The following is a 21,715-nucleotide window of genomic DNA, read 5'->3' as shown; positions in this document are numbered from 1 at the left end:
AATAAAATCAATTAAAATTTTAGCTGTAATAATCTTTAATATTATTGGTAACAGCTTGTAATAATCAAACAAAAAAAGAATCGGAAACTTTAGACAAATCAATTTCTAAAATTGAAGTTTTAGATTTTCATTCTACACACAAATGCATGACTTATAATGCCATCGAAAAAAACACAAATTATACATTAAACACATGTTTTTCTGATGAATTAAAAAATGATAAAATTACTTTTAGTGTTATTAATGTTGATGAAGAAAATAACACTAAAATTGCAGAAAAGTTTGAAGCTTATAGTACTTCTTTAATTTTAAATGTGATAAAAAAAGGACAGGAAACTCAGATAAACTTAACTGATTTTGCTTTTATGAAACGATCAAGAAGTGTTTTTAAAAGAATTAAAAGATAAAATTACTACTGAACTAAAAACTTTGTAAATGGATTTTTTACAATCTCTTATAGAGAATTATAATATTTCAAGAGTCAAAGTATTAAATAAGCCCCAACAAATGGAGAACTTGGAACTACCTTACTTTTAAGAGCGTGTAAAGTGATAAATGATAATCTTAGAGTACATTTTGTTGTTGGAATGTGTATTTCTATATCTGAAGATATTTTACCAAAAGCATTATTAGGTTTAAGATTGCCCTATAGAAAAAAACATAGTATTCCCCTTGATTCAGGAATTAATATTGGTAACACAGAAGTAATGAGTAAAAACACCAATTTTGACAAGGAATATATTAAAAAACCAGATGTGTTAATTAATAAGCTCGATATTAATTATTTTATTACTGTAGGTTATACATTTAAAATTTAAAAAAGAGTTTAAATAACATACTTGTGACACCTATACTGACACCTAAAAACACAAAACCCTTACAATCAATTGATTATAAGGGTTTTTGCGGAGAAAGAGGGATTCGAACCCCCGGACCTGTTACAGTCAACAGTTTTCAAGACTGCCGCATTCGACCACTCTGCCATTTCTCCAAGTGTCTCATCAGGTATTCCCTGAATGCGGATGCAAATATATAAAGTTTTTTAGTTCTGAACGAAAAAAATTAAATTAATTTTCATTTTTTTTGAAAATAATCTTTTTAAAATTATAACTAACTAAAAATCAAACTATTTATATAAATTATAGTTTTTAGAAATCATTACAAAGTTTAATAAACTTAAAATCTTGTAAAGTAGTTTAGTATATTTGTGGTTATTATTTTAAAATTTAATTATGTCATTTAATTCTTTCGGAAATTTATTAAAAGTTACAACATACGGAGAGTCTCATGGAACTGCAATTGGTGGTGTTATCGATGGATTTCCTGCGGGATTAAAAGTAGATTTTGATGCTATACAAGCAGAATTAAACAGACGTAAACCAGGTCAATCTAAAATTGTTACACAACGTAAAGAGCCAGATACCGTAGAATTTCATTCTGGAATTTTTGAAGGAGTGACAACAGGTACTTCTATTGGTTTTGTGATTAAAAACACCAATCAAAAATCAAAAGATTATAATCATAACACTAATGTTTACAGGCCATCTCATGCAGATTATACTTATGATAAAAAATACGGTATTAGAGATTATAGAGGTGGTGGAAGAAGTTCTGCACGTGAAACTGCCAATTGGGTAGTTGCAGGTGCACTTGCAAAACAATTAATTGCAAGCATCAATATAAATGCATTTACATCTTCTGTTGGAGATATTTTTATAGACAAACCTTATCAAGAATTAGATTTTTCTAAAACTGAAGATAATATTGTACGTTGCCCAGATGAAGTTTCTGCAGAAAAAATGATTACAAAAATTCAAGAAATTAGAAAAGCAGGAGATACAATTGGAGGAACCGTTACTTGTGTTGCTAAAAACGTACCTGTTGGTTTGGGTGAACCTATTTTTAATAAACTACATGCCCAATTAGGTAGCGCAATGTTATCTATAAATGCTGTAAAAGGTTTTGAGTTTGGTAGTGGATTTTGCGGTGCTAAAATGAAAGGATCTGATCATAACGATATTTTTAATGCAGATGGTTCTACTGAATCTAATTTATCTGGAGGAATTCAGGGAGGAATTAGTAACGGTATGGATATTTACTTTAGAGTTGCATTTAAACCTGTTGCTACAATAATGACAAACCAACAAACCATAAATTCTGAAGGTAATCTTACAGAAATTACCGGTAAAGGTCGTCATGATCCTTGTGTTGTGCCAAGAGCTGTACCTATTGTAGAAGCAATGACTGCATTGGTTTTAGCTGATTTTTGGTTACTAAATAAAACTAGACAAATTTAATTATTTACAGTTTAAAAAGGTTAAGAATAACTTTTATAACTTCAAAATTTATTTATCTTTAACGGAAAACTATTTATTTTCTGTGGATAAAAATAGATTATATTTTATTGATATTGTTAGAGCTTTTGCCATTTTAATGATGTTACAAGGGCATTTTATAGATACCCTATTAGCGGTTTCGTATAGAGATACAGACAATATTGCGTTTAATATTTGGCATTATTTTAGAGGAATTACAGCACCTACATTTTTTACAATTTCTGGGCTTATTTTTACCTATCTTTTGTTAAAAGCAAAAGAAAAAGGTTTAGAAAACCAAAGAATGGTAAAAGGAATTACAAGAGGTTTCTTTTTAATAGGAGTTGGTTACTTATTAAGAATTCCTATTTTTGACTGGCTTTGGGGTAAATTTAGTTCTTACTTTTTAGTTATTGATGTACTTCAGATAATAGGTTTAAGTTTAATATCAATCATCAGTATCTATTTTCTTTGCAATAAAAAAACAATACTCTTTTCTGTAATAACATTAACTCTTGGTGTTGCGATCTTTTTAACAGAACCTTTATACAGATTTTTAAATGTAACATCAATTCCTATATTTTTAAACAACTATATTTCTAAAAGTAATGGATCTATTTTTACAATTTTACCTTGGTCTGGCTACGTTTGTTTTGGTGCTTTTATAGCAACAATTTTCAACAAAAATTTACATAAAAAAAGTTTTAAGAAAACAATTATCGGTTCTTTTGTAATTGTTGGATGCATACTAATTTTTTATTCATCTACTATTTTGGCCTTTCTATCCAAATTATTTTACATCCAATTATTGATGGATGCTGCTAGTTACAATTACCTGTTTACAAGGTTTGGAAATGTATTAATCATTTTTGCTATTTTCTATAGCTTAGAAAAATATTTAAAATCTCCTTTAATTCTAAAAATAGGTCAAAAAACATTGTCTATTTATGTAATTCATTTTATTATTATTTATGGTAGTTTTACTGGTTTGGGATTAAAAAAAATCATTGGTAAAAATCTAAATCCAACAGAAGCCATTATTGGCGCTATTTTATTCCTAATTTCTGTTTGTATTATTTCTTTTTATTACGTACAAACCAATGCTTTTCTATATTCTAAACTAACCAAAATTTTTAATAAACTGAAATCAAAATCTTAATTTAAAAATGAAAATAACCTTATCTCTTTTCTTTTTATTCTTTTTTTTGAATAGTGTTTCTCAAGAACAATTTTTAGAAAAATCTTCTAAATTCTCTGAGAGAACCTACACTTATCAGCGTATAAAAAAAGAGAAAAATTTAAAATTAGATTTTTACAAACCTAAAAAGACAAAAGGTAAATTGCCTCTACTAATTTATGTGCATGGAGGTGGATTTTCTGGAGGAGATAGAAAGGATAGAGTTTCTAAAGATTTTGCCATGGAAATGGTAGAACATGGCTATGCAGTTGCATCAATCTCTTATAGATTAACCATGAAGGGAATTGGTTTTGGTTGTACAACAAATGCTGCATTGAAAATAGCCGCTTTTAACAATGTTTCTAAAGATATTAGTTATGCTGTACAATACTTCTTAAAACACAACCGAAAATTTAAAATAGACACTGATAAAATAATTTTAGTAGGTTCTAGTGCTGGTGCAGAAGCTGTTTTAAATTTAGCTTATGTGTACGATAATAAAATTTTAGATACTAACTTTAAATTTGCCGGTATTATTGCCATGGCTGGTGCAACAATTTCTATTGATAAAATAACAACAGAAAATGCGATTCCTACTCAATTATTTCACGGAATAAAAGATAATTTAGTGCCTTATAATATTGCTTCTCATCATTATTGCAAAAAAAATGCTACCGGATATTTACCTCTTTACGGTTCTAAAGCTATCGCAGATAAATTAAAATCTATCAAGAAATCTTTTTATTTATACAGTATAAAAAATGGAGACCATAGTTGGAATTCTAGACCTATTTATCAATGTAAAGATGAAATAATTGATTTTTTATATCATGATGTTTTACAGTATAAAAACAGACAAATAGAAACCGAAATTTAAATGAAAAAAAAGCGAAACAATTAAGTTTCGCTTTTTCTTTGTTTACAAGTTATTTTTATTTAATTAACTTGTCTAAATCGTAAAAATAAAAATCTTTTTCATCATTCATCGCTACAAACAATCCACTTTTAAAAGTGGCATTTAAAGGTACTGTAACAACATCACAACCATCGGTTTCTAAAGTAGATAAATTAACCGCTTTTACAAATTTATTGGTTTGTCTATCAAAGAGGTTAAACTGTCCTTTTTGTTGATCAGAAACAATTAAATATCCTTCATTGTTTTCGTATTTAGCAATAGCAATCCCTTCTATATCTTCTAAAAAATATTCGCCTCCAAAGCAAGAAATTTCTTGATCTCCTTTAGAAGGTTCTGCATAATATTTACGGATGCAATGCCCTTCATCAGAATAATAAACAAAACCCATTTCTGCATCTACTGCAATAGCTTCTATTTCTTTTTTCCCACTAAAGTTTCCAAATTTCCTAACCAAAACTGGTTTTACTTTTGTGTTTTCTACAAGTAATTTATATTGATATAAATACCCCTTTTTAGGTCCTGATTTTCTACCAAGAATTACATAAAAGCTACTATCAACAGGACTTTTGTACATAGCTATTCCCATAGGTAGTTTATTTTCAATATTGGTTTCATCTTCAAAAACAGGAAACCCACCATTATCTAATGGTTTCATATCTGGTACAGAAAATAATCTAACTTGTTGTTTTTCTCTTTCTGTAAACATTAAAACATCAACTTTAACAGAATCATTTAAAGAAAAACCATATTCTAAATCTACATTATTAGGTCTTTTTATATTTCTAATGGTTTTATCTTCTATAACTTTCCCTTGCAAATCGTAAGCATAAATTGCACCATTGGTCTTCTTATCTGTACCAAAAACAATACTTTTAGATGCGTCTGTAGGATGAATCCAAATAGCAGGATCATCAGTATCATTTAATGCTTTTTCTGTAATTATATCTGGTGCAATTGCTGGTAATTTACTACCAGAATTACATGATAATAAAGATAGCATTACACTAAACAAAACACTATTTTTTACGTTTAATTTCATTTTTTACTTTTTAAATAAATCATATTTTAAACCAAACGTAATTCTTTGTCCGTAATATTCCATTTGCATCGTTCTATCACTTACACCTTGGTAATAACGTAACGGTTGGTTGGTCAAATTATTTACACTTGCATAAATATTTAAATTTTGATTGATGGTATAACCTGCACTAAAATCTAAGAAAAATTGTTTATCGTAATAACGGTCTTCAAAATCATTTCCTCCAATTTCATCAATATAAGCATCCGAAAAATTACCAGAAAGTCTTGCATTAAATTTTGCATCTGCGTAACCTAAAGATGCATTAAACATATTTGGTGTTGTATTGGGCAAATCTAAATCTTCTCTTTCATCTCCATCTTCATTACGAATTCCGTCTGCATCGGAAGTTAAATAAGTATAATTTGCATAAACACTAAAGTTTTTTAAGAATCCTGGTAAGAAATCTAATTTTCTTTGGATTGCTAATTCTAAACCAAAAATAGAAGCTTTATCTCCGTTTAAAGGTTGATAAACATCGTATCCAGTAGTGTCATCACCATAACTATCATCAGTAGTTTCTGTTTGATACGTATAAATAAAGTCTTTTATGTTTTTATAAAATAAACCTCCAGAAATAATACCTACGTTACTAAAGTAGTGTTCTGCCATTAAATCGAAACTCATAGAAGTTGTTGGATCTAAATCTGGGTTACCAATTACCACTTCACTATCTTCATTTACAATTTCTGCTCTTGGTATTAAATCTTCGTAATTAGGTCTTGCTAAAGTGTTTGTCCAAGCAAAACGTAAAACACTATTATCATTTAAATCATATTTAAAATGCAAACCTGGTAAAACATTTACATAAGAATTTTTATCACTTACAGCATCTACTAAAATATCTTCATCGATACCTGCATCTTCATCTTCTTCAATGTACGTTAATTTAAATCCGTCTGATTCTAAATTTGTACTTTCAATTCTAACTCCTGCAAGAACACTAAGTTTATTACTTAATTGTTGATTAGCCATAATGTAACCCGCGTAAACATTTTCTTTTACATCAAAATTACCACTTAAATATTCATCAATTAAATCTTCTTCTTCAAACTGAGATGCATCTGTTAAATCTAAACTCCCTAAAAATTCTGGAGTTGCAAACGAACCTACTTGGTATTGGCTACCCGCTAAGTAATCTGAGTTTGTATAATCTCTTGTTGGGATACCACCTAGTTCATCAAAAGCACCATCTTCAGGAGAATACTCAAAAAAGTCATTATCTCTGTTTTTATTTTTAAAACGACCACGAACTCCAAATTTTAAGAAACCTTCTTCATTGTCAAACAAATTTAAAGGCAATTTAAAGTTTACAAAAACGTTCATATCTTTTTCTTCCGTATACTGATTTTCTTCAGTTAATTCACCAAATTCAAAATTATTATAAGCAGAATCATCTGCATCTACAGGAGTATATAAAGGAAACTCTGGATTATTATTATAGTTAATAGCGTATTCACTTTCGTATACTAAGTAACGCTCGTTTAAACGCTCTTCTGATGCTTTTGCATAAGACGCCATCCAATCTATTTGTAATTTATTTGCCAAGTGATTACCACCTAAACTAAAATTAAACATACGTTGGTCTTCTAAACGTCTGTTTTTATTTCTATTATTATTTATTCCTCCTTTGGTTTCACGCTTAGCTTCTACAGGAAACATTGTTAATGTATTACCAGAAAGTGTAAAATCACCAACTTCAATATCTTCTCCATCTAAAATTTCATTCTCTAAAACTAAACGATTTTCTCTATCATCTCTCCAGTTATACATCGATTTAAAGTAGATATCATTATTATCGTTTATTTGATAATCAAAATTTGCAGAAAAACTTCTACGAACTCTTTGCACTAAATAAGTTCTTTCTTCAAAAACATTTGCATAAGGGTTTACTTCTATTTCTACTTCTTCACCAGCATCATCTGTATAAGCAAATTCATCTGTCCATTCTGCTTCTACATCATGTGATCCAAAATCATTATCGTTAATTGCCGCAGAAATCATCCAACCAAACTTACCATCTTTAGAACGATCTCCAATTAAAAAAGAACCATTTAAAATTCTTTTATTTGTAATTGTATTTATACCAGAACCTCCTGTTGCTGACAATCTAAAACCCTGTGGAGCAGTTCTTGTAATTAAATTTACTGATCCTCCTAAAGCATCTGCATCCATATCTGGGGTTACAGCTTTGTTTACTTGTATAGATTGAATCATATCCGAAGGGATTAAATCCATTTGGATGTTTCTGTTATCAGCTTCTGCTGATGGAATTCTGCTTCCATTTAAAGTTACAGAGTTTAATTGTGGAGATAAACCTCTTACAATTATATTTCTTGCTTCACCTTGATCTACTTGCATTGTAATACCAGGAATTCTTTTTACAGCGTCACCAATATTAGCATCTGGGAATTTACCAATTTGATCTGTAGATACTACATTGGTAATATTTAAGTTATTCTTTTGTGTATTTAATGCTTTTGATTGGCTACCGAATCTAAAAGTTTTAATCTGGATGACATCAAGTTCTATACTTTCTGAAACCAACTCTAATTTTATACTTGTAGTTTGATTTTCTTTTACCTCTAATTCTTGTTCTATATCTTTAAATCCTAAATAAGAAACTTTTAATATATGCTTACCTGTTGGAACTCCAATAATTCTAAATTTTCCATCAAAATCTGTAATATCTCCTTTTTTAAGAGACTCTATTGTAACGTTAGCTCCTGGTACATAAAAACCATCTTTATCAGTAATTAACCCCTGAATATTACCTGTTTGTGCAGAAGTACCTATTGCATTTAACGATAAAAAAATCGTTAATAAAAAAAGTTTTAATAAATAAAATCGTTTCATTTTTTGTTTGTTTTATAAACATCAAAAGTAGATTTTGATTTTTTTAAGACTATTACCAAATTGAAAACAAAAGGCTAATTTTTATACTATTTTTAAGAGTAGTTAACATTAAATTTAAAAATAGTTAACACAAACTTCTATAAAGAAAAGTGCAATTAATATAATATAAAAAGAAAAGACAGCATTAAATGCTGTCTTTTCTTTTTTGTTATGCTTGACCAGTTGGTCCAAAATTCATTGGTATAGGTGGTTGCTCATAATCTTTAATTTCTCCATGTTGTTGTTCAAATTTACGAACATTATCAGCTAATGCTTTTGTTAATCTTTTTGCATGCTGAGGAGTTAATATAATTCTAGATTTTACCTTTGCCTTTGGTACACCTGGCATAATGTTGATAAAGTCTACAATAAATTCTGACATGGAATGATTGATAATTGCCAAATTAGAATAAGTTCCTTCTGCAATTTCTTGGTCTAATTCTATATTTAATTGACCATCTTTCTTTTGATTTTCTTCCATAATATATATTGTTAAATTGAGTACTTTTTTAAAATAAAAAAAGTTGAATTGAATATTGTAAATAAGTTACAGTAAACAATTCAACTTTTAGAATTTAAAAAATTTAAAATTTTTATTTAAAAGCCTTGTTTCATCTCGTCTTTAGAACCAACTAAAATCTTTTCATAAGCTCTCATTCCTGTTCCTGCAGGTATTCTCTTACCTACAATTACATTCTCTTTTAATCCTTCTAAAGTATCTATTTTACCACTTACAGCAGCCTCGTTTAATACTTTTGTTGTTTCCTGGAAAGAAGCAGCAGAAATAAACGATTTTGTTTGTAAAGAAGCTCTTGTAATACCTTGTAAAACTTGCTCTGCAGTTGCTGGTTTAGCATCTCTAGCTTCAACTAAGTTTTGATCATTTCTTCTTAATAAAGAATTTTCATCTCTTAACTGACGAGCAGTAATAATCTGTCCTGCTTTTAAGTTTTCAGAATCTCCTGCATTTTCAACAACTTTCATTCCGTAAATTGCATCATTGTCTTTGATAAAGTCAGTTTTATGAATTAATTGATTCTCTAAGAATAAAGTATCTCCAGAGTCTATAATTTTAACTTTACGCATCATTTGACGAACAACAACCTCAAAATGCTTGTCATTAATTTTTACACCTTGTAATCGATAAACTTCTTGTATTTCGTTTACTAAGTATTCTTGTACTGCTGATGGCCCTTGAATTCTTAAAATATCTGAAGGAGTTGTTGCTCCGTCTGATAAAGGCATACCTGCTTTAATAAAGTCATTTTCTTGAACTAAAATCTGATTAGAAAGTTTTATTAAATACTTAGTAATCTCACCTGTTTTAGATTCAACTATAATTTCTCTGTTACCACGCTTAATCTTACCGAAAGAAACTACACCATCAATTTCAGAAACAACAGATGGGTTAGAAGGATTACGTGCTTCAAATAATTCTGTTACACGAGGTAAACCTCCTGTAATATCACCTGCTTTACCAGACTTTCTTGGTATTTTAACTAATGTATGTCCTGCTTCTACTTTATCTCCATCATCAATCATTAAGTGAGCACCTACAGGTAAACTGTAAGAACGTAAAGCATTACCATCTTCATCTTCAATAATCAAAGAAGCAATAATCTTCTTGTTTTTAGAGTCGATCATTACTTTCTCTTGGAAACCAGTTTGTTCATCAATTTCCACTGAGTAATTAATACCTTGTTGTAAATTATCAAACTTAACTTTTCCTTCAAATTCAGAAACAATTACACCGTTAAATGGATCCCATTGTACAATTACATCTCCTTTTTTAATCGATTTTCTTTCTTTATCATAGATAATAGAACCGTAAGGAATAATATTCGTACTCTGAGTAATATCTGTTTTCTTGTCTATAATTTTAATTTCTGCTGTTCTAGAAATTACAATATCTACCTCTTTACCATCATTGTCTTTACCCACAACTGTACGTAAATCATCGATAACAACTTTACCATCAAACTTAGCAATTAATTTATTATCTTCAGAAATGTTACCTGCAACCCCACCAACGTGGAATGTACGTAATGTTAACTGTGTACCAGGCTCTCCAATAGATTGTGCTGCAATTACACCAACTGCTTCACCAATTTGTACTTTGTTAAGTGTAGATAAACTCTGACCGTAACATTTAGCACAAATACCTCTAGAAGATTCACAAGTTAAAGCAGACCTAACTTCTAATTTATCAATACCCGACTTTTCTACTTTTAACGCTAATTGAGCCGTAATTGGTTGGTTAGCTTCTAAAAGAAGTTCTTCTGTTAATGGATGATAAACATTTTGTAAAGAAACACGTCCTTCAATTCTATCTGATAAAGATTCTACAATCTCATCATTTTTCTTTAAAGGAGTTACTTCTAATCCTCTTAATGTACCACAATCTTCTTCGTTAATAATAACGTCTTGAGATACATCTACTAATCTACGTGTTAAGTAACCAGCATCTGCCGTTTTTAAAGCGGTATCTGCTAAACCTTTACGAGCACCGTGAGTAGAGATAAAGTATTCAAGAATTGATAAACCTTCTTTAAAGTTAGAAAGAATCGGATTCTCAATAATTTCTCCACCACCTGCTGTAGATTTTTTAGGTTTTGCCATTAATCCACGCATACCTGTTAACTGACGAATCTGTTCTTTAGAACCCCTTGCTCCAGAATCAAGCATCATATATACAGAGTTAAACCCTTGTTGGTTTTCTCTTAAACGTTTCATAGACAACTCAGTTAAATCGTTATTGGTTCTACCCCAAATATCAATTACCTGATTGTAACGCTCTTTTTGCGTTAACATACCCATGTTATAGTTCCCTACAATGATATCCACTTCTTTATTAGCTTCATCAATCATAGATTGTTTTTCTTCAGGAATAATAATATCCCCTAATGAGAATGATAAACCACCTTGGAAGGCAAATTTATATCCCATGTTTTTTATTTGGTCTAAGAATTCTCCTGTAGTAGGAATATTAGTAGCTTTTAAAATTCCACCAATAATACCACGTAAGTTTTTCTTAGTCAATACTTCATTAATATAACCTGCAGCAGGAGGTACAACTTCATTAAATAAAACTCTACCTACAGTAGTTTTAATAATTCTAGTTACTTGTTCTCCGTTTTCGTCTATATCTTTAGTTCTTACTTTAATTCCTGCATTTAAGTCTACTCTTTCTTCATTAAAAGCTATAGTTACTTCTTCTGGAGAATAAAAAGTTAATCCTTCTCCTTTAATTTTAACTTCTGGAGTAGAGATTCTTTCTTTTGTCATATAATAAAGACCAAGTACCATATCCTGAGAAGGTACAGTAACTGGAGCACCATTTGCAGGATTTAAGATATTATGAGAAGCTAACATTAATAATTGTGCTTCTAAAATAGCCTCTGGGCCTAATGGTAAGTGAACAGCCATTTGATCCCCATCAAAATCCGCATTAAAAGCAGAACATGCTAATGGGTGTAATTGAATTGCTTTTCCTTCAATTAATTTTGGTTGGAAAGCCTGAATACCAAGCCTGTGTAAAGTAGGAGCTCTGTTTAATAAAACTGGATGTCCTTTAATTACATTTTCTAAAATATCCCAAACAACTGGTTCTTTTCTATCAATTATTTTCTTAGCAGATTTTACAGTTTTTACAATCCCCCTTTCAATTAATTTTCTAATTACAAAAGGTTTGTAAAGTTCAGCTGCCATATCTTTTGGTAATCCACACTCAGATAATTTCATTTCTGGTCCAACAACAATTACAGAACGTGCAGAATAATCAACACGTTTTCCTAATAAGTTTTGACGGAAACGTCCTTGTTTACCTTTTAATGAATCTGATAAAGATTTTAAAGGTCTGTTAGATTCTGTTTTTACTGCTGATGATTTACGTGTGTTATCAAATAATGAATCTACTGATTCTTGTAACATACGTTTTTCATTACGTAAAATAACTTCAGGAGCTTTTATTTCAACCAATCTTTTTAAACGATTGTTTCTAATAATTACTCTTCTATATAAATCATTTAAATCTGAAGTAGCAAAACGACCACCATCTAAAGGTACTAATGGTCTCAATTCTGGTGGAATTACCGGAATTGCCTTCATAATCATCCATTCTGGATTATTTTCTCTATTTTTTTGAGAATCTCTAAATGCTTCAACAACATTTAAACGTTTTAAAGCTTCAGTCTTACGTTGTTTAGACGTTTCTGTATTTGCTTTATGTCTTAATTCAAAAGATAAAGACTCTAAATCTATACGAGCTAATAAATCAATAAGACATTCAGCACCCATTTTAGCAATAAATTTGTTTGGGTCAGAATCATCTAAATATTGATTATCTTGTGGTAATTCATCTGCAATGTCTAAGTATTCTTCTTCTGTTAAGAAATCCATTTTTTGTAATGGTTCTCCTTCTACATTCTTAGCAATACCTGGTTGAATTACAACATAACGCTCGTAATATATAATCATATCTAACTTCTTAGATGGTAAACCTAAAAGGTATCCCATTTTGTTAGGTAATGATCTAAAGTACCAAATATGAGCAACAGGGACCACTAAATTAATGTGCCCTACTCTATCTCTTCGTACTTTCTTTTCTGTTACTTCTACACCACATCTATCACAAACGATACCTTTGTAGCGTATTCTTTTATACTTTCCACAAGCACATTCATAATCCTTTACAGGACCAAAAATACGCTCACAAAATAAACCATCTCTTTCTGGTTTGTGTGTACGGTAATTTATAGTTTCTGGTTTTAAAACTTCACCTTTAGAAACTTCTAAAATAGCTTCTGGTGATGATAAACCAATTGAGATTTGGTTAAACTTTTTTACAGTGTACTTTTCTTGTTTTCTTGCCATGTCTTTTAATAAGTATTCAGTTGGCAGTATTCAACTCACAATAAAAATATTGTGAGTTGGTTACTGAAAAAATTTATTCTTCTAATCTAACGTCTAAACCTAAACCTTTAAGCTCGTGCATTAATACGTTAAATGACTCTGGTAAACCTGGTTCTGGCATAGCTTCACCTTTAACAATACTTTCGTATGTTTTAGCTCTCCCCATAACATCATCAGATTTTACAGTTAAGATTTCTCTTAAGATACTTGATGCACCGTATGCCTCAAGTGCCCAAACTTCCATCTCTCCAAAACGCTGACCACCAAATTGAGCTTTACCTCCTAATGGTTGTTGTGTTATTAATGAATAAGGACCAATAGAACGCGCATGCATTTTATCATCAATCATGTGTCCTAATTTAATCATGTAAATAATACCAACAGTTGCTCTTTGATCGAAACGTTTACCAGTTCCACCATCATACAAGTATGTATGTCCAAATCTTGGTACACCAGCAGTATCTGTAATTTCATTGATCTGATCTAAAGATGCTCCATCAAAAATTGGTGTTGCATATTTAGTTCCTAATTTTTCTCCTGCCCATCCAAGAACAGTTTCATAAATTTGACCAATATTCATACGAGAAGGTACTCCTAATGGATTTAAAACAATATCTACCGGTGTCCCGTCTTCTAAGAAAGGCATATCCTCTTGACGTACAATACGTGCAACGATACCTTTATTTCCATGACGTCCTGCCATTTTATCACCAACTTTTAACTTACGTTTTTTAGCAATATAAATTTTAGCAAGTTTTAAAATTCCTGCTGGTAACTCATCACCAACTGAGATTGTAAACTTTTGACGACGTAAAGACCCTTGTAAATCATTTACCTTGATTTTATAATTGTGAACTAATTCACCAACTAAATCATTTAATTCTTTATCAGTTGTCCAAGAACCTGTTAAGTGAACATAATCATCAACAGAATTTAACATTTTAAGAGTATATTTTTTACCTTTTGGTAAAACTTCTTCCCCTAAATCATTATAAACTCCTTGAGATGTTTTTCCACTAATAAGCGCAAATAACTTATCTATCAAAGAATCTTTTAAACCTTCGAACTTAGAAACAAAAGAAGCTTCTAAAGTTGCAATTGCTTCCTTATCTCTTAACCTCTTATTTTTATCTTTTAATGCTCTTTTGAATAACTTTTTATCAATTACTACACCTCTTAAAGATGGAGAAGCTTTTAATGATGCATCTTTTACATCACCTGCTTTATCACCAAAGATTGCACGTAATAATTTTTCTTCTGGAGTTGGGTCAGACTCTCCTTTAGGTGTAATTTTACCAATTAAGATATCACCAGGATTTACTTCTGCTCCAATTCTAATCATTCCATTTTCATCTAAATCTTTAGTTGCTTCTTCAGAAACATTAGGAATATCATTAGTTAACTCTTCAGTACCTAATTTTGTATCTCTAACATCTAAAGAATATTCATCAACATGAATAGATGTAAATATATCGTCTCTAACTACTTTTTCAGAAATTACAATTGCATCCTCAAAGTTATACCCTTTCCAAGGCATAAAGGCTACTTTCATATTTCTACCTAAAGCTAACTCACCTTTTTGTGTTGCGTAACCTTCACAAAGAACTTGACCTTCTTCTACTCTATCACCTCTTTCTACAATTGGTTTAAGGTTAATGTTTGTTCCTTGGTTTGTTTTTCTAAACTTAATTAAGTTATAAGAAACTTCATCAGAATCAAAACTAACTTGTCTTTCTTCTTCTGTTCTATCATACTTAATTGTAATTTTATTTGCATCTACATAAGTTACCTCTCCTGCTCCTTCAGCATTAATTAAAATACGAGAATCTTTTGCAACTCTACGCTCTAATCCTGTTCCTACAATTGGAGATTCTGGTCTTAATAATGGTACTGCTTGACGCATCATGTTTGATCCCATTAATGCTCTATTGGCATCATCATGCTCTAAGAAAGGAATTAAAGATGCTGAAATAGATGCAATTTGATTTGGTGCAACATCCATATAATCAATCGCTTCTGGATTAACTACAGGAAAATCTCCCTCTTCACGCGCAATAACTCTATCTAAAACAAAGCTTCTATCTTCATTTAATTCTAAATTAGACTGAGCAAATTTCATTCCCTCTTCTTCTTCAGCACTTAAATAAATAGGTTCTTCTTCACCAACAACACCATTATCAACTTTTCTGTAAGGAGTTTCGATAAAACCTAAGTTATTCACTTTTGCAAAAACAGAAAGCGAAGAAATTAAACCAATATTTGGTCCCTCTGGTGTTTCAATAGGACATAAACGACCGTAATGTGTATAGTGAACATCACGAACCTCAAACCCTGCTCTTTCTCTTGATAAACCTCCAGGTCCTAGTGCAGATAATCTACGCTTGTGAGTAATCTCTGCTAATGGATTTGTTTGATCCATAAACTGAGATAATTGGTTTGTACCAAAAAATGAGTTAATAACCGATGATAATGTTTTTGCATTAATTAAATCGATAGGAGTAAACACTTCGTTATCACGTACATTCATACGCTCACGAATTGTTCTTGCCATACGAGCTAAACCAACACCAAACTGTCCAGCTAATTGCTCACCTACAGTTCTTACACGTCTATTAGATAAGTGATCGATATCATCAACTTCTGCTTTAGAGTTGATTAATTCGATTAAATATTTAATAATCGTAATAATATCTAATTTTGTTAATACCTTTTGATCAATTGGTTCATTTAATTGAAGTTTTGTATTCATTCTAAAACGACCAACTTCTCCTAAATTATACCTTTGCTCAGAAAAGAATAACTTATCAATAATACCTCTTGCAGTTTCCTCGTCTGGCGGTTCTGCATTACGTAATTGTCTATAAATATGTTCTACAGCTTCTTTTTCAGAATTTGTAGGATCTTTTTGTAAAGTATTGTGGATAATTGCATAATCTGCCATATCGTTATCTTCTTTATGAAGTAAAACGGTTTTAGCACCTGCATCAATTATCTCATCAATGTGTTCTTTATCTAAAATTGTATCACGATCAAAAACTATTTCATTTCTTTCGATAGATACAACCTCTCCAGTATCTTCATCTACAAAATCCTCATGCCAAGTTTTTAAAACTCTAGCAGCTAATTTGCGACCTAATACTTTTTTTAATCCAGCTTTAGAAACTTTAACTTCTTCTGCAAGGTCAAAAATTTCTAAAATATCTTTATCTCTTTCAAAACCAATGGCTCTGAATAACGTTGTTACTGGTAATTTTTTCTTTCTATCAATATAAGCGTACATTACTTGATTGATATCTGTAGCAAATTCTATCCAAGAACCTTTAAAAGGAATTACTCTTGCAGAATATAACTTTGTTCCATTAGCATGGAAAGATTGCCCAAAAAACACACCTGGTGATCTGTGTAATTGAGAAACAACAACACGCTCTGCACCATTTATAACAAAGGTACCAGAGTTAGTCATATAAGGAATTGTACCAAGATATACATCTTGCACAATTGTTTCAAAATCTTCGTGTTCTGGGTCTGTACAATATAATTTTAGACGTGCTTTTAAAGGCACACTATGAGTAAGACCTCTCTCAATACATTCTTGAATTGAATATCTTGGTGGATCTACAAAGTAATCTAAAAATTCTAATACAAATTGATTTCTTGTATCTGTAATTGGAAAGTTGTCCATGAAGGTTTTATACAAACCTTCTTCACCTCTTTCTTCTGCCTTTGTTTGAAGTTGGAAAAAATCTTGAAAAGATTTTACCTGAATATCCAAAAAGTCTGGATATTCTTTAATCATTTGAGAAGTTGCGAAGTTGATTCTTTCAGTAGTGTTTTTCGTTGCCAAAAGAGAATATTTTTTTGATTAAAATCTGAATTAAAATAAAGAACGAATATATACACAAAATGGTTTAGGTCTAGAAAAATTGATTTTTCTAGTACCTAAACCTAAATTTGTTTTCCCGTTATATATTAGTATATCCGGGATAAGTAGCTTACTTAAGCTCTACCTCAGCTCCAGCTTCTTCTAAAGATTTTTTAAGACCTTCTGCCTCATCTTTAGAGATACCTTCTTTTACTGCTGCAGGAGCGCTATCTACGATACCCTTAGCTTCTTTTAATCCTAAACCAGTTAATTCTTTAACTAATTTTACAACAGCTAATTTAGAACCTCCTGCTGCTTTTAAGATTACGTCAAACTCAGTTTGCTCATCTGCTGCATCATCTCCTCCTGCTGCTGGTCCTGCTACAGCTACTGCTGCTGCTGCTGGCTCAATACCATACTCATCTTTTAAAATAGTAGCTAATTCATTAACTTCTTTTACTGTTAAGTTAACTAATTGTTCTGCGAAATCTTTTAATTCTGCCATTTTAATTGTTTTTAAATTTTGTTTTATTATAGTTTATTTGTGCGCGTAATTATTTTTCAGATAAAGTTTTAATAATACCTGAAAGTGTTTGACCACCTGATTGTAATGCTGAAATAACATTTTTAGCTGGTGATTGTAATAATCCAAGGATATCACCAATTAATTCTTCTTTAGATTTAATATCTACTAAAGCATCTAATTGATCTTCTCCAATATAAACAGATTCTTCCGCAAATGCACCTTTTAAAATAGGTCTATCTTTAGTTTTCTTTCTGAATTCTTTGATTAATTTTGCTGGAGCGTTAGCCGCTTCAGAAATCATCATTGATGTATTACCTTTTAATACTGTTGGTAAGTCCCCAAATTCTTTATCTGAAGCTTCCATTGCTTTTGCAAGTAATGTATTTTTAACAACCGATAACTGAACACCTGCTTTAAAACAAGCCCTACGTAAATTAGAAGTTGTTTGAGCATCTAAGCCAGAAATATCTGCTAAATACACTGTATTTGTGTCTGCTAATACTGCTGTTAAATCTTGTATTACTTGTGATTTCTCTTCTCTAGTCATAATTATAAGTTTTAACGTATTAAACAGCTTTTACCTCAACAGCAATACTAGGACTCATAGTACTAGACATAAAAACGCTTTTTACATACGTTCCTTTTGCAGTTGTTGGTTTCAATTTAATAATAGTTTGTATTAACTCGTTTGCATTTTCTTCAATTTTCTTAGCATCAAAAGATACTTTTCCAATTGCAGCATGAACGATACCAGTTTTATCAACTTTAAAGTCGATTTTACCAGCTTTTACATCTGTAACAGCTTTTGCAATATCCATAGTTACTGTACCTGTTTTTGGATTTGGCATTAAACCTCTAGGACCTAAAATTCTTCCTAAAGGACCTAATTTACCCATTACACTTGGCATAGTAATAATTACATCTACATCTGTCCAACCTCCTTTAATCTTTTGAAGATACTCATCTAATCCAACATAATCTGCACCTGCTTCTTTTGCATCTGCTTCTTTATCTGGTGTAACTAATGCTAAAACTTTTACATCTTTACCAGTTCCATGAGGTAATGTTACCACACCACGAACCATTTGATTAGCTTTACGAGGATCTACTCCTAAACGAATTGCTAAATCTACTGACGCATCAAACTTTACATTAGTAATGTCTTTGACTAGCGATGAAGCAGCAGCTAAATCATAAGATTTAGAGCTATCTAACTTTGCGTGAGCTTCTTTTTGCTTTTTTGTTAATTTTGCCATTTTACTACTTTTTATAAAGTTTATGCTGGTGCATCACCTTTTACTGTTAATCCCATAGAACGTGCTGTACCTGCAATCATACGCATTGCTGAAGAAACTTCAAAGGCATTTAAATCTACCATTTTATCTTCTGCAATAACTTTAATTTGATCCCAAGTAATTGATGCTACTTTCTTTCTGTTTGGTTCTCCTGAACCTTTTTTAATTTTGGCTGCTTCTAGTAACTGAACTGCTGCAGGAGGAGTTTTTACAACAAAATCAAACGATTTGTCTTTGAAAACAGTAATAACAACAGGTAAAACTTTACCTTGTTTGTCTTGCGTTCTTGCATTAAACTGTTTACAGAACTCCATAATGTTAACACCAGCAGCTCCTAAAGCAGGTCCAACCGGCGGCGATGGATTCGCTGCGCCTCCCTTAACTTGTAACTTAACTACTTTACTAACTTCTTTTGCCATTTTAAAAATGTTTAATGATTTACTTTAATTTGGAAGCTTAAAATAAATCGGAATAAATATATATTTGTGTAACAATTATATCTTTTCTACTTGCATATAACTTAATTCTAAAGGAGTTTTTCTTCCGAAAATCTTAACCATTACCTCAAGTTTACGCTTTTCTTCATTCACTTTTTCAATAATACCATCAAATCCATTAAAAGGACCATCTACAACTTTTACAGTTTCTCCTATATTGAAAGGGATTGCAATATTTTCTTCTTGAACAGAAAGTTCATCAACTTTACCTAACATTCTATTCACTTCTGATTTTCTCATAGGAACAGGTTCACCACCTTTTGTTTCTCCTAAAAAACCTATAACTCCAGTAATACCTTTTATAACGTGAGGAACTTCTCCTGAAAGATTAGCTTCAACCATTATATATCCAGGAAAGTACACTCTCTCTCTATTAACTTTTTTTCCATTTCTAATTTGGATAACTTTTTCTGTAGGTACAATCACTTGACTTACATAATCTGACAATCCAACTCTAGAAATTTCTGTTTCTATATAAGCTTTTACTTTATTTTCTTGTCCACCAATGGCTCTAACAACATACCATTTCATCACTGAATCAGCCATAATCTATTTGTTTTTTAAAATAATTTAAAAAAGTTATCTAATCCAGTTTGAAAAACATAATCTATACCAGCAACAGCTAATGCAAACAAAATTGTAAAAACAGCTACAGTTACAGTTGATTTTTGAGCTTCTTCTTTAGAAATCCACGTCATGTGGTTACTTAACTCTTCAAAAGAATCCTTGATATATTGTATAAAATTCATATTACTTATATGTTTTTGCACGGGCGGAGAGATTCGAACTCCCGACAGCTGGTTTTGGAAACCAGTGCTCTACCGCTGAACTACGCCCGTTTCTTAATTTCATTGATAAAGGCGTTCCGTTATAGAAACGAAACACCCTTATAATTTATTAATTAGCAAACTAATGTTTAAATTAGTCTAATAATTCTGTTACCTGACCAGCTCCTACAGTTCTACCACCTTCACGGATAGCAAAACGTAAACCAACATTTAAAGCAATTGGCTGAATTAAGTCTACAGTAATTGTTAAGTTATCTCCAGGCATAACCATTTCCACACCTTCTGGCAAGTTAATAGTACCTGTAACATCCGTAGTTCTTACATAAAACTGAGGACGATAATTATTATGGAATGGAGTATGACGTCCACCCTCTTCTTTTTTAAGAACATAAACCTCTGCTTTAAACTTTGCATGAGGAGTTACAGAACCTGGTTTACAGATTACCATACCTCTTTTAATATCTTCTTTTGCAATACCTCTTAATAAAATACCAGCATTATCTCCCGCCTCACCTCTATCTAAGATTTGACGGAACATTTCAATACCTGTAATTGTTGAAGTCATTTTTTCAGCACCCATACCAATGATATCTACAACATCACCTGTATTAGCAATACCTGTTTCTATACGACCAGTAGCAACTGTACCACGACCAGTAATAGAGAATACATCCTCAACAGGCATTAAGAAATCTTTATCAACCTCTCTTAACGGCTCTTCAATCCAAGCATCACAAGCTTCCATTAATTCCAAAACAGTATCAACCCATTTTTGCTCACCATTTAAAGCTCCTAAAGCAGAACCAGAAACAACAGGACCATTATCTCCATCATAATCATAGAAAGACAACAACTCTCTAACTTCCATATCAACTAATTCTAAAAGCTCTTCATCATCCACCATATCAACTTTGTTTAAGAAAACAACGATACGAGGAATACCTACCTGACGACCTAATAAGATATGCTCTCTTGTTTGAGGCATAGGACCATCTGTTGCAGCAACCACTAAAATAGCACCATCCATCTGAGCAGCACCTGTAACCATGTTTTTTACATAATCCGCGTGACCTGGACAATCAACGTGAGCATAGTGACGGTTAGCTGTTTGATATTCTACGTGAGAAGTGTTAATTGTAATACCTCTTTCTTTTTCTTCTGGTGCATTATCAATCTGATCAAAAGATCTAGCTTCAGAGAATCCTGCATCAGCTAATACTTTAGTAATAGCCGCAGTTAAAGTTGTTTTACCGTGATCTACGTGTCCGATAGTACCAATGTTTAAGTGTGGTTTCGAACGGTCAAAAGTTCCTTTTGCCATAATTATTAATTTTAATTCTTAGTTTAAATATATTTAGTGTCTAATAATACTAATTAAATGAGCCAATGATGGGATTTGAACCCATGACCTCATCCCTACCAAGGATGCGCTCTACCAACTGAGCTACACCGGCT

At 31.2% G+C, this 21,715-nt stretch carries 17 protein-coding genes and 3 tRNA genes; 5 read left to right on the top strand and 15 right to left on the bottom strand.

Going from position 1 to position 21,715, the window contains the following annotated elements:
• Positions 1-44: 44 nt before the first annotated feature.
• Complete coding sequence (locus ACJJVY_RS09440) at positions 45-407, top strand: nitrophenyl compound nitroreductase subunit ArsF family protein (RefSeq protein ID WP_405607352.1); 363 nt, start codon at positions 45-47, stop codon at positions 405-407.
• Between the two features lie 141 nt (positions 408-548).
• Positions 549-818 carry a hypothetical protein gene (locus ACJJVY_RS09435; RefSeq protein WP_405607349.1) on the top strand — a complete coding sequence of 90 codons (270 nt, stop codon included), beginning with the start codon at positions 549-551 and terminating at the stop codon, positions 816-818.
• 88 nt (positions 819-906) lie between these two features.
• On the opposite strand, the gene ACJJVY_RS09430 is transcribed toward ACJJVY_RS09435, so the two are convergent.
• Positions 907-991: transfer RNA gene (locus ACJJVY_RS09430), tRNA-Ser, on the bottom strand.
• 241 nt (positions 992-1,232) lie between these two features.
• On the opposite strand from ACJJVY_RS09430, the gene aroC reads away from it, so the two are divergent.
• From aroC to ACJJVY_RS09415, 3 genes are all read left to right on the top strand, one after another.
• Entirely contained in the window at positions 1,233-2,297 is a 1,065-nt protein-coding gene (gene aroC, locus ACJJVY_RS09425; protein WP_405607346.1) for a chorismate synthase, read from the top strand.
• An 82-nt stretch (positions 2,298-2,379) separates the two neighbouring features.
• On the top strand, positions 2,380-3,474 hold the full coding sequence (locus tag ACJJVY_RS09420; RefSeq protein ID WP_405607343.1) for a heparan-alpha-glucosaminide N-acetyltransferase domain-containing protein: 1,095 nt from the start codon (positions 2,380-2,382) through the stop codon (positions 3,472-3,474).
• A gap of 7 nt (positions 3,475-3,481) precedes the next feature.
• On the top strand, positions 3,482-4,369 hold the full coding sequence (locus ACJJVY_RS09415; protein ID WP_405607340.1) for a carboxylesterase family protein: 888 nt from the start codon (positions 3,482-3,484) through the stop codon (positions 4,367-4,369).
• 55 nt (positions 4,370-4,424) lie between these two features.
• On the opposite strand, the gene ACJJVY_RS09410 is transcribed toward ACJJVY_RS09415, so the two are convergent.
• From ACJJVY_RS09410 to ACJJVY_RS09345, 14 genes are all read right to left on the bottom strand, one after another.
• Complete coding sequence (locus ACJJVY_RS09410) at positions 4,425-5,447, bottom strand: phytase (protein WP_405607337.1); 1,023 nt, start codon at positions 5,445-5,447, stop codon at positions 4,425-4,427.
• Positions 5,448-5,450: 3 nt separating this feature from the next.
• On the bottom strand, positions 5,451-8,342 hold the full coding sequence (locus tag ACJJVY_RS09405) for a TonB-dependent receptor (RefSeq protein WP_405607334.1): 2,892 nt from the start codon (positions 8,340-8,342) through the stop codon (positions 5,451-5,453).
• 208 nt (positions 8,343-8,550) lie between these two features.
• Complete coding sequence (locus ACJJVY_RS09400) at positions 8,551-8,862, bottom strand: DUF3467 domain-containing protein (protein WP_405607331.1); 312 nt, start codon at positions 8,860-8,862, stop codon at positions 8,551-8,553.
• Positions 8,863-8,978: 116 nt separating this feature from the next.
• On the bottom strand, positions 8,979-13,253 hold the full coding sequence (gene rpoC / locus ACJJVY_RS09395) for a DNA-directed RNA polymerase subunit beta' (RefSeq protein WP_405607328.1): 4,275 nt from the start codon (positions 13,251-13,253) through the stop codon (positions 8,979-8,981).
• A 73-nt stretch (positions 13,254-13,326) separates the two neighbouring features.
• The gene (rpoB, locus tag ACJJVY_RS09390) at positions 13,327-17,136 is read right to left on the bottom strand and encodes a DNA-directed RNA polymerase subunit beta (RefSeq protein ID WP_405607325.1); all 3,810 of its coding nucleotides are present in this window, start codon (positions 17,134-17,136) and stop codon (positions 13,327-13,329) included.
• A 148-nt stretch (positions 17,137-17,284) separates the two neighbouring features.
• Positions 17,285-17,659 carry a 50S ribosomal protein L7/L12 gene (rplL, locus tag ACJJVY_RS09385; protein ID WP_405607322.1) on the bottom strand — a complete coding sequence of 125 codons (375 nt, stop codon included), beginning with the start codon at positions 17,657-17,659 and terminating at the stop codon, positions 17,285-17,287.
• 49 nt (positions 17,660-17,708) lie between these two features.
• Complete coding sequence (rplJ, locus tag ACJJVY_RS09380) at positions 17,709-18,227, bottom strand: 50S ribosomal protein L10 (protein ID WP_405607319.1); 519 nt, start codon at positions 18,225-18,227, stop codon at positions 17,709-17,711.
• Positions 18,228-18,246: 19 nt separating this feature from the next.
• Entirely contained in the window at positions 18,247-18,936 is a 690-nt protein-coding gene (gene rplA, locus ACJJVY_RS09375) for a 50S ribosomal protein L1 (RefSeq protein WP_405607316.1), read from the bottom strand.
• 20 nt (positions 18,937-18,956) lie between these two features.
• Positions 18,957-19,394, bottom strand: coding sequence for a 50S ribosomal protein L11 (gene rplK / locus ACJJVY_RS09370; RefSeq protein ID WP_405607313.1), 438 nt, complete (start codon positions 19,392-19,394; stop codon positions 18,957-18,959).
• 75 nt (positions 19,395-19,469) lie between these two features.
• Entirely contained in the window at positions 19,470-20,018 is a 549-nt protein-coding gene (nusG, locus tag ACJJVY_RS09365; protein WP_405607310.1) for a transcription termination/antitermination protein NusG, read from the bottom strand.
• A gap of 14 nt (positions 20,019-20,032) precedes the next feature.
• The gene (secE, locus tag ACJJVY_RS09360) at positions 20,033-20,221 is read right to left on the bottom strand and encodes a preprotein translocase subunit SecE (RefSeq protein WP_237587974.1); all 189 of its coding nucleotides are present in this window, start codon (positions 20,219-20,221) and stop codon (positions 20,033-20,035) included.
• 18 nt (positions 20,222-20,239) lie between these two features.
• Positions 20,240-20,311, bottom strand: a tRNA-Trp gene (locus tag ACJJVY_RS09355).
• A gap of 82 nt (positions 20,312-20,393) precedes the next feature.
• Positions 20,394-21,581, bottom strand: coding sequence for an elongation factor Tu (tuf, locus tag ACJJVY_RS09350; protein ID WP_405607306.1), 1,188 nt, complete (start codon positions 21,579-21,581; stop codon positions 20,394-20,396).
• Positions 21,582-21,641: 60 nt separating this feature from the next.
• Positions 21,642-21,714, bottom strand: a tRNA-Thr gene (locus ACJJVY_RS09345).
• Position 21,715: the final 1 nt, after the last annotated feature.

This window comes from Polaribacter sp. Asnod1-A03, from assembly GCF_045063585.1.
Classification (GTDB): Bacteria; Bacteroidota; Bacteroidia; order Flavobacteriales; family Flavobacteriaceae; genus Polaribacter.
This window is presented reverse-complemented; position numbering and strand designations above follow the sequence as displayed.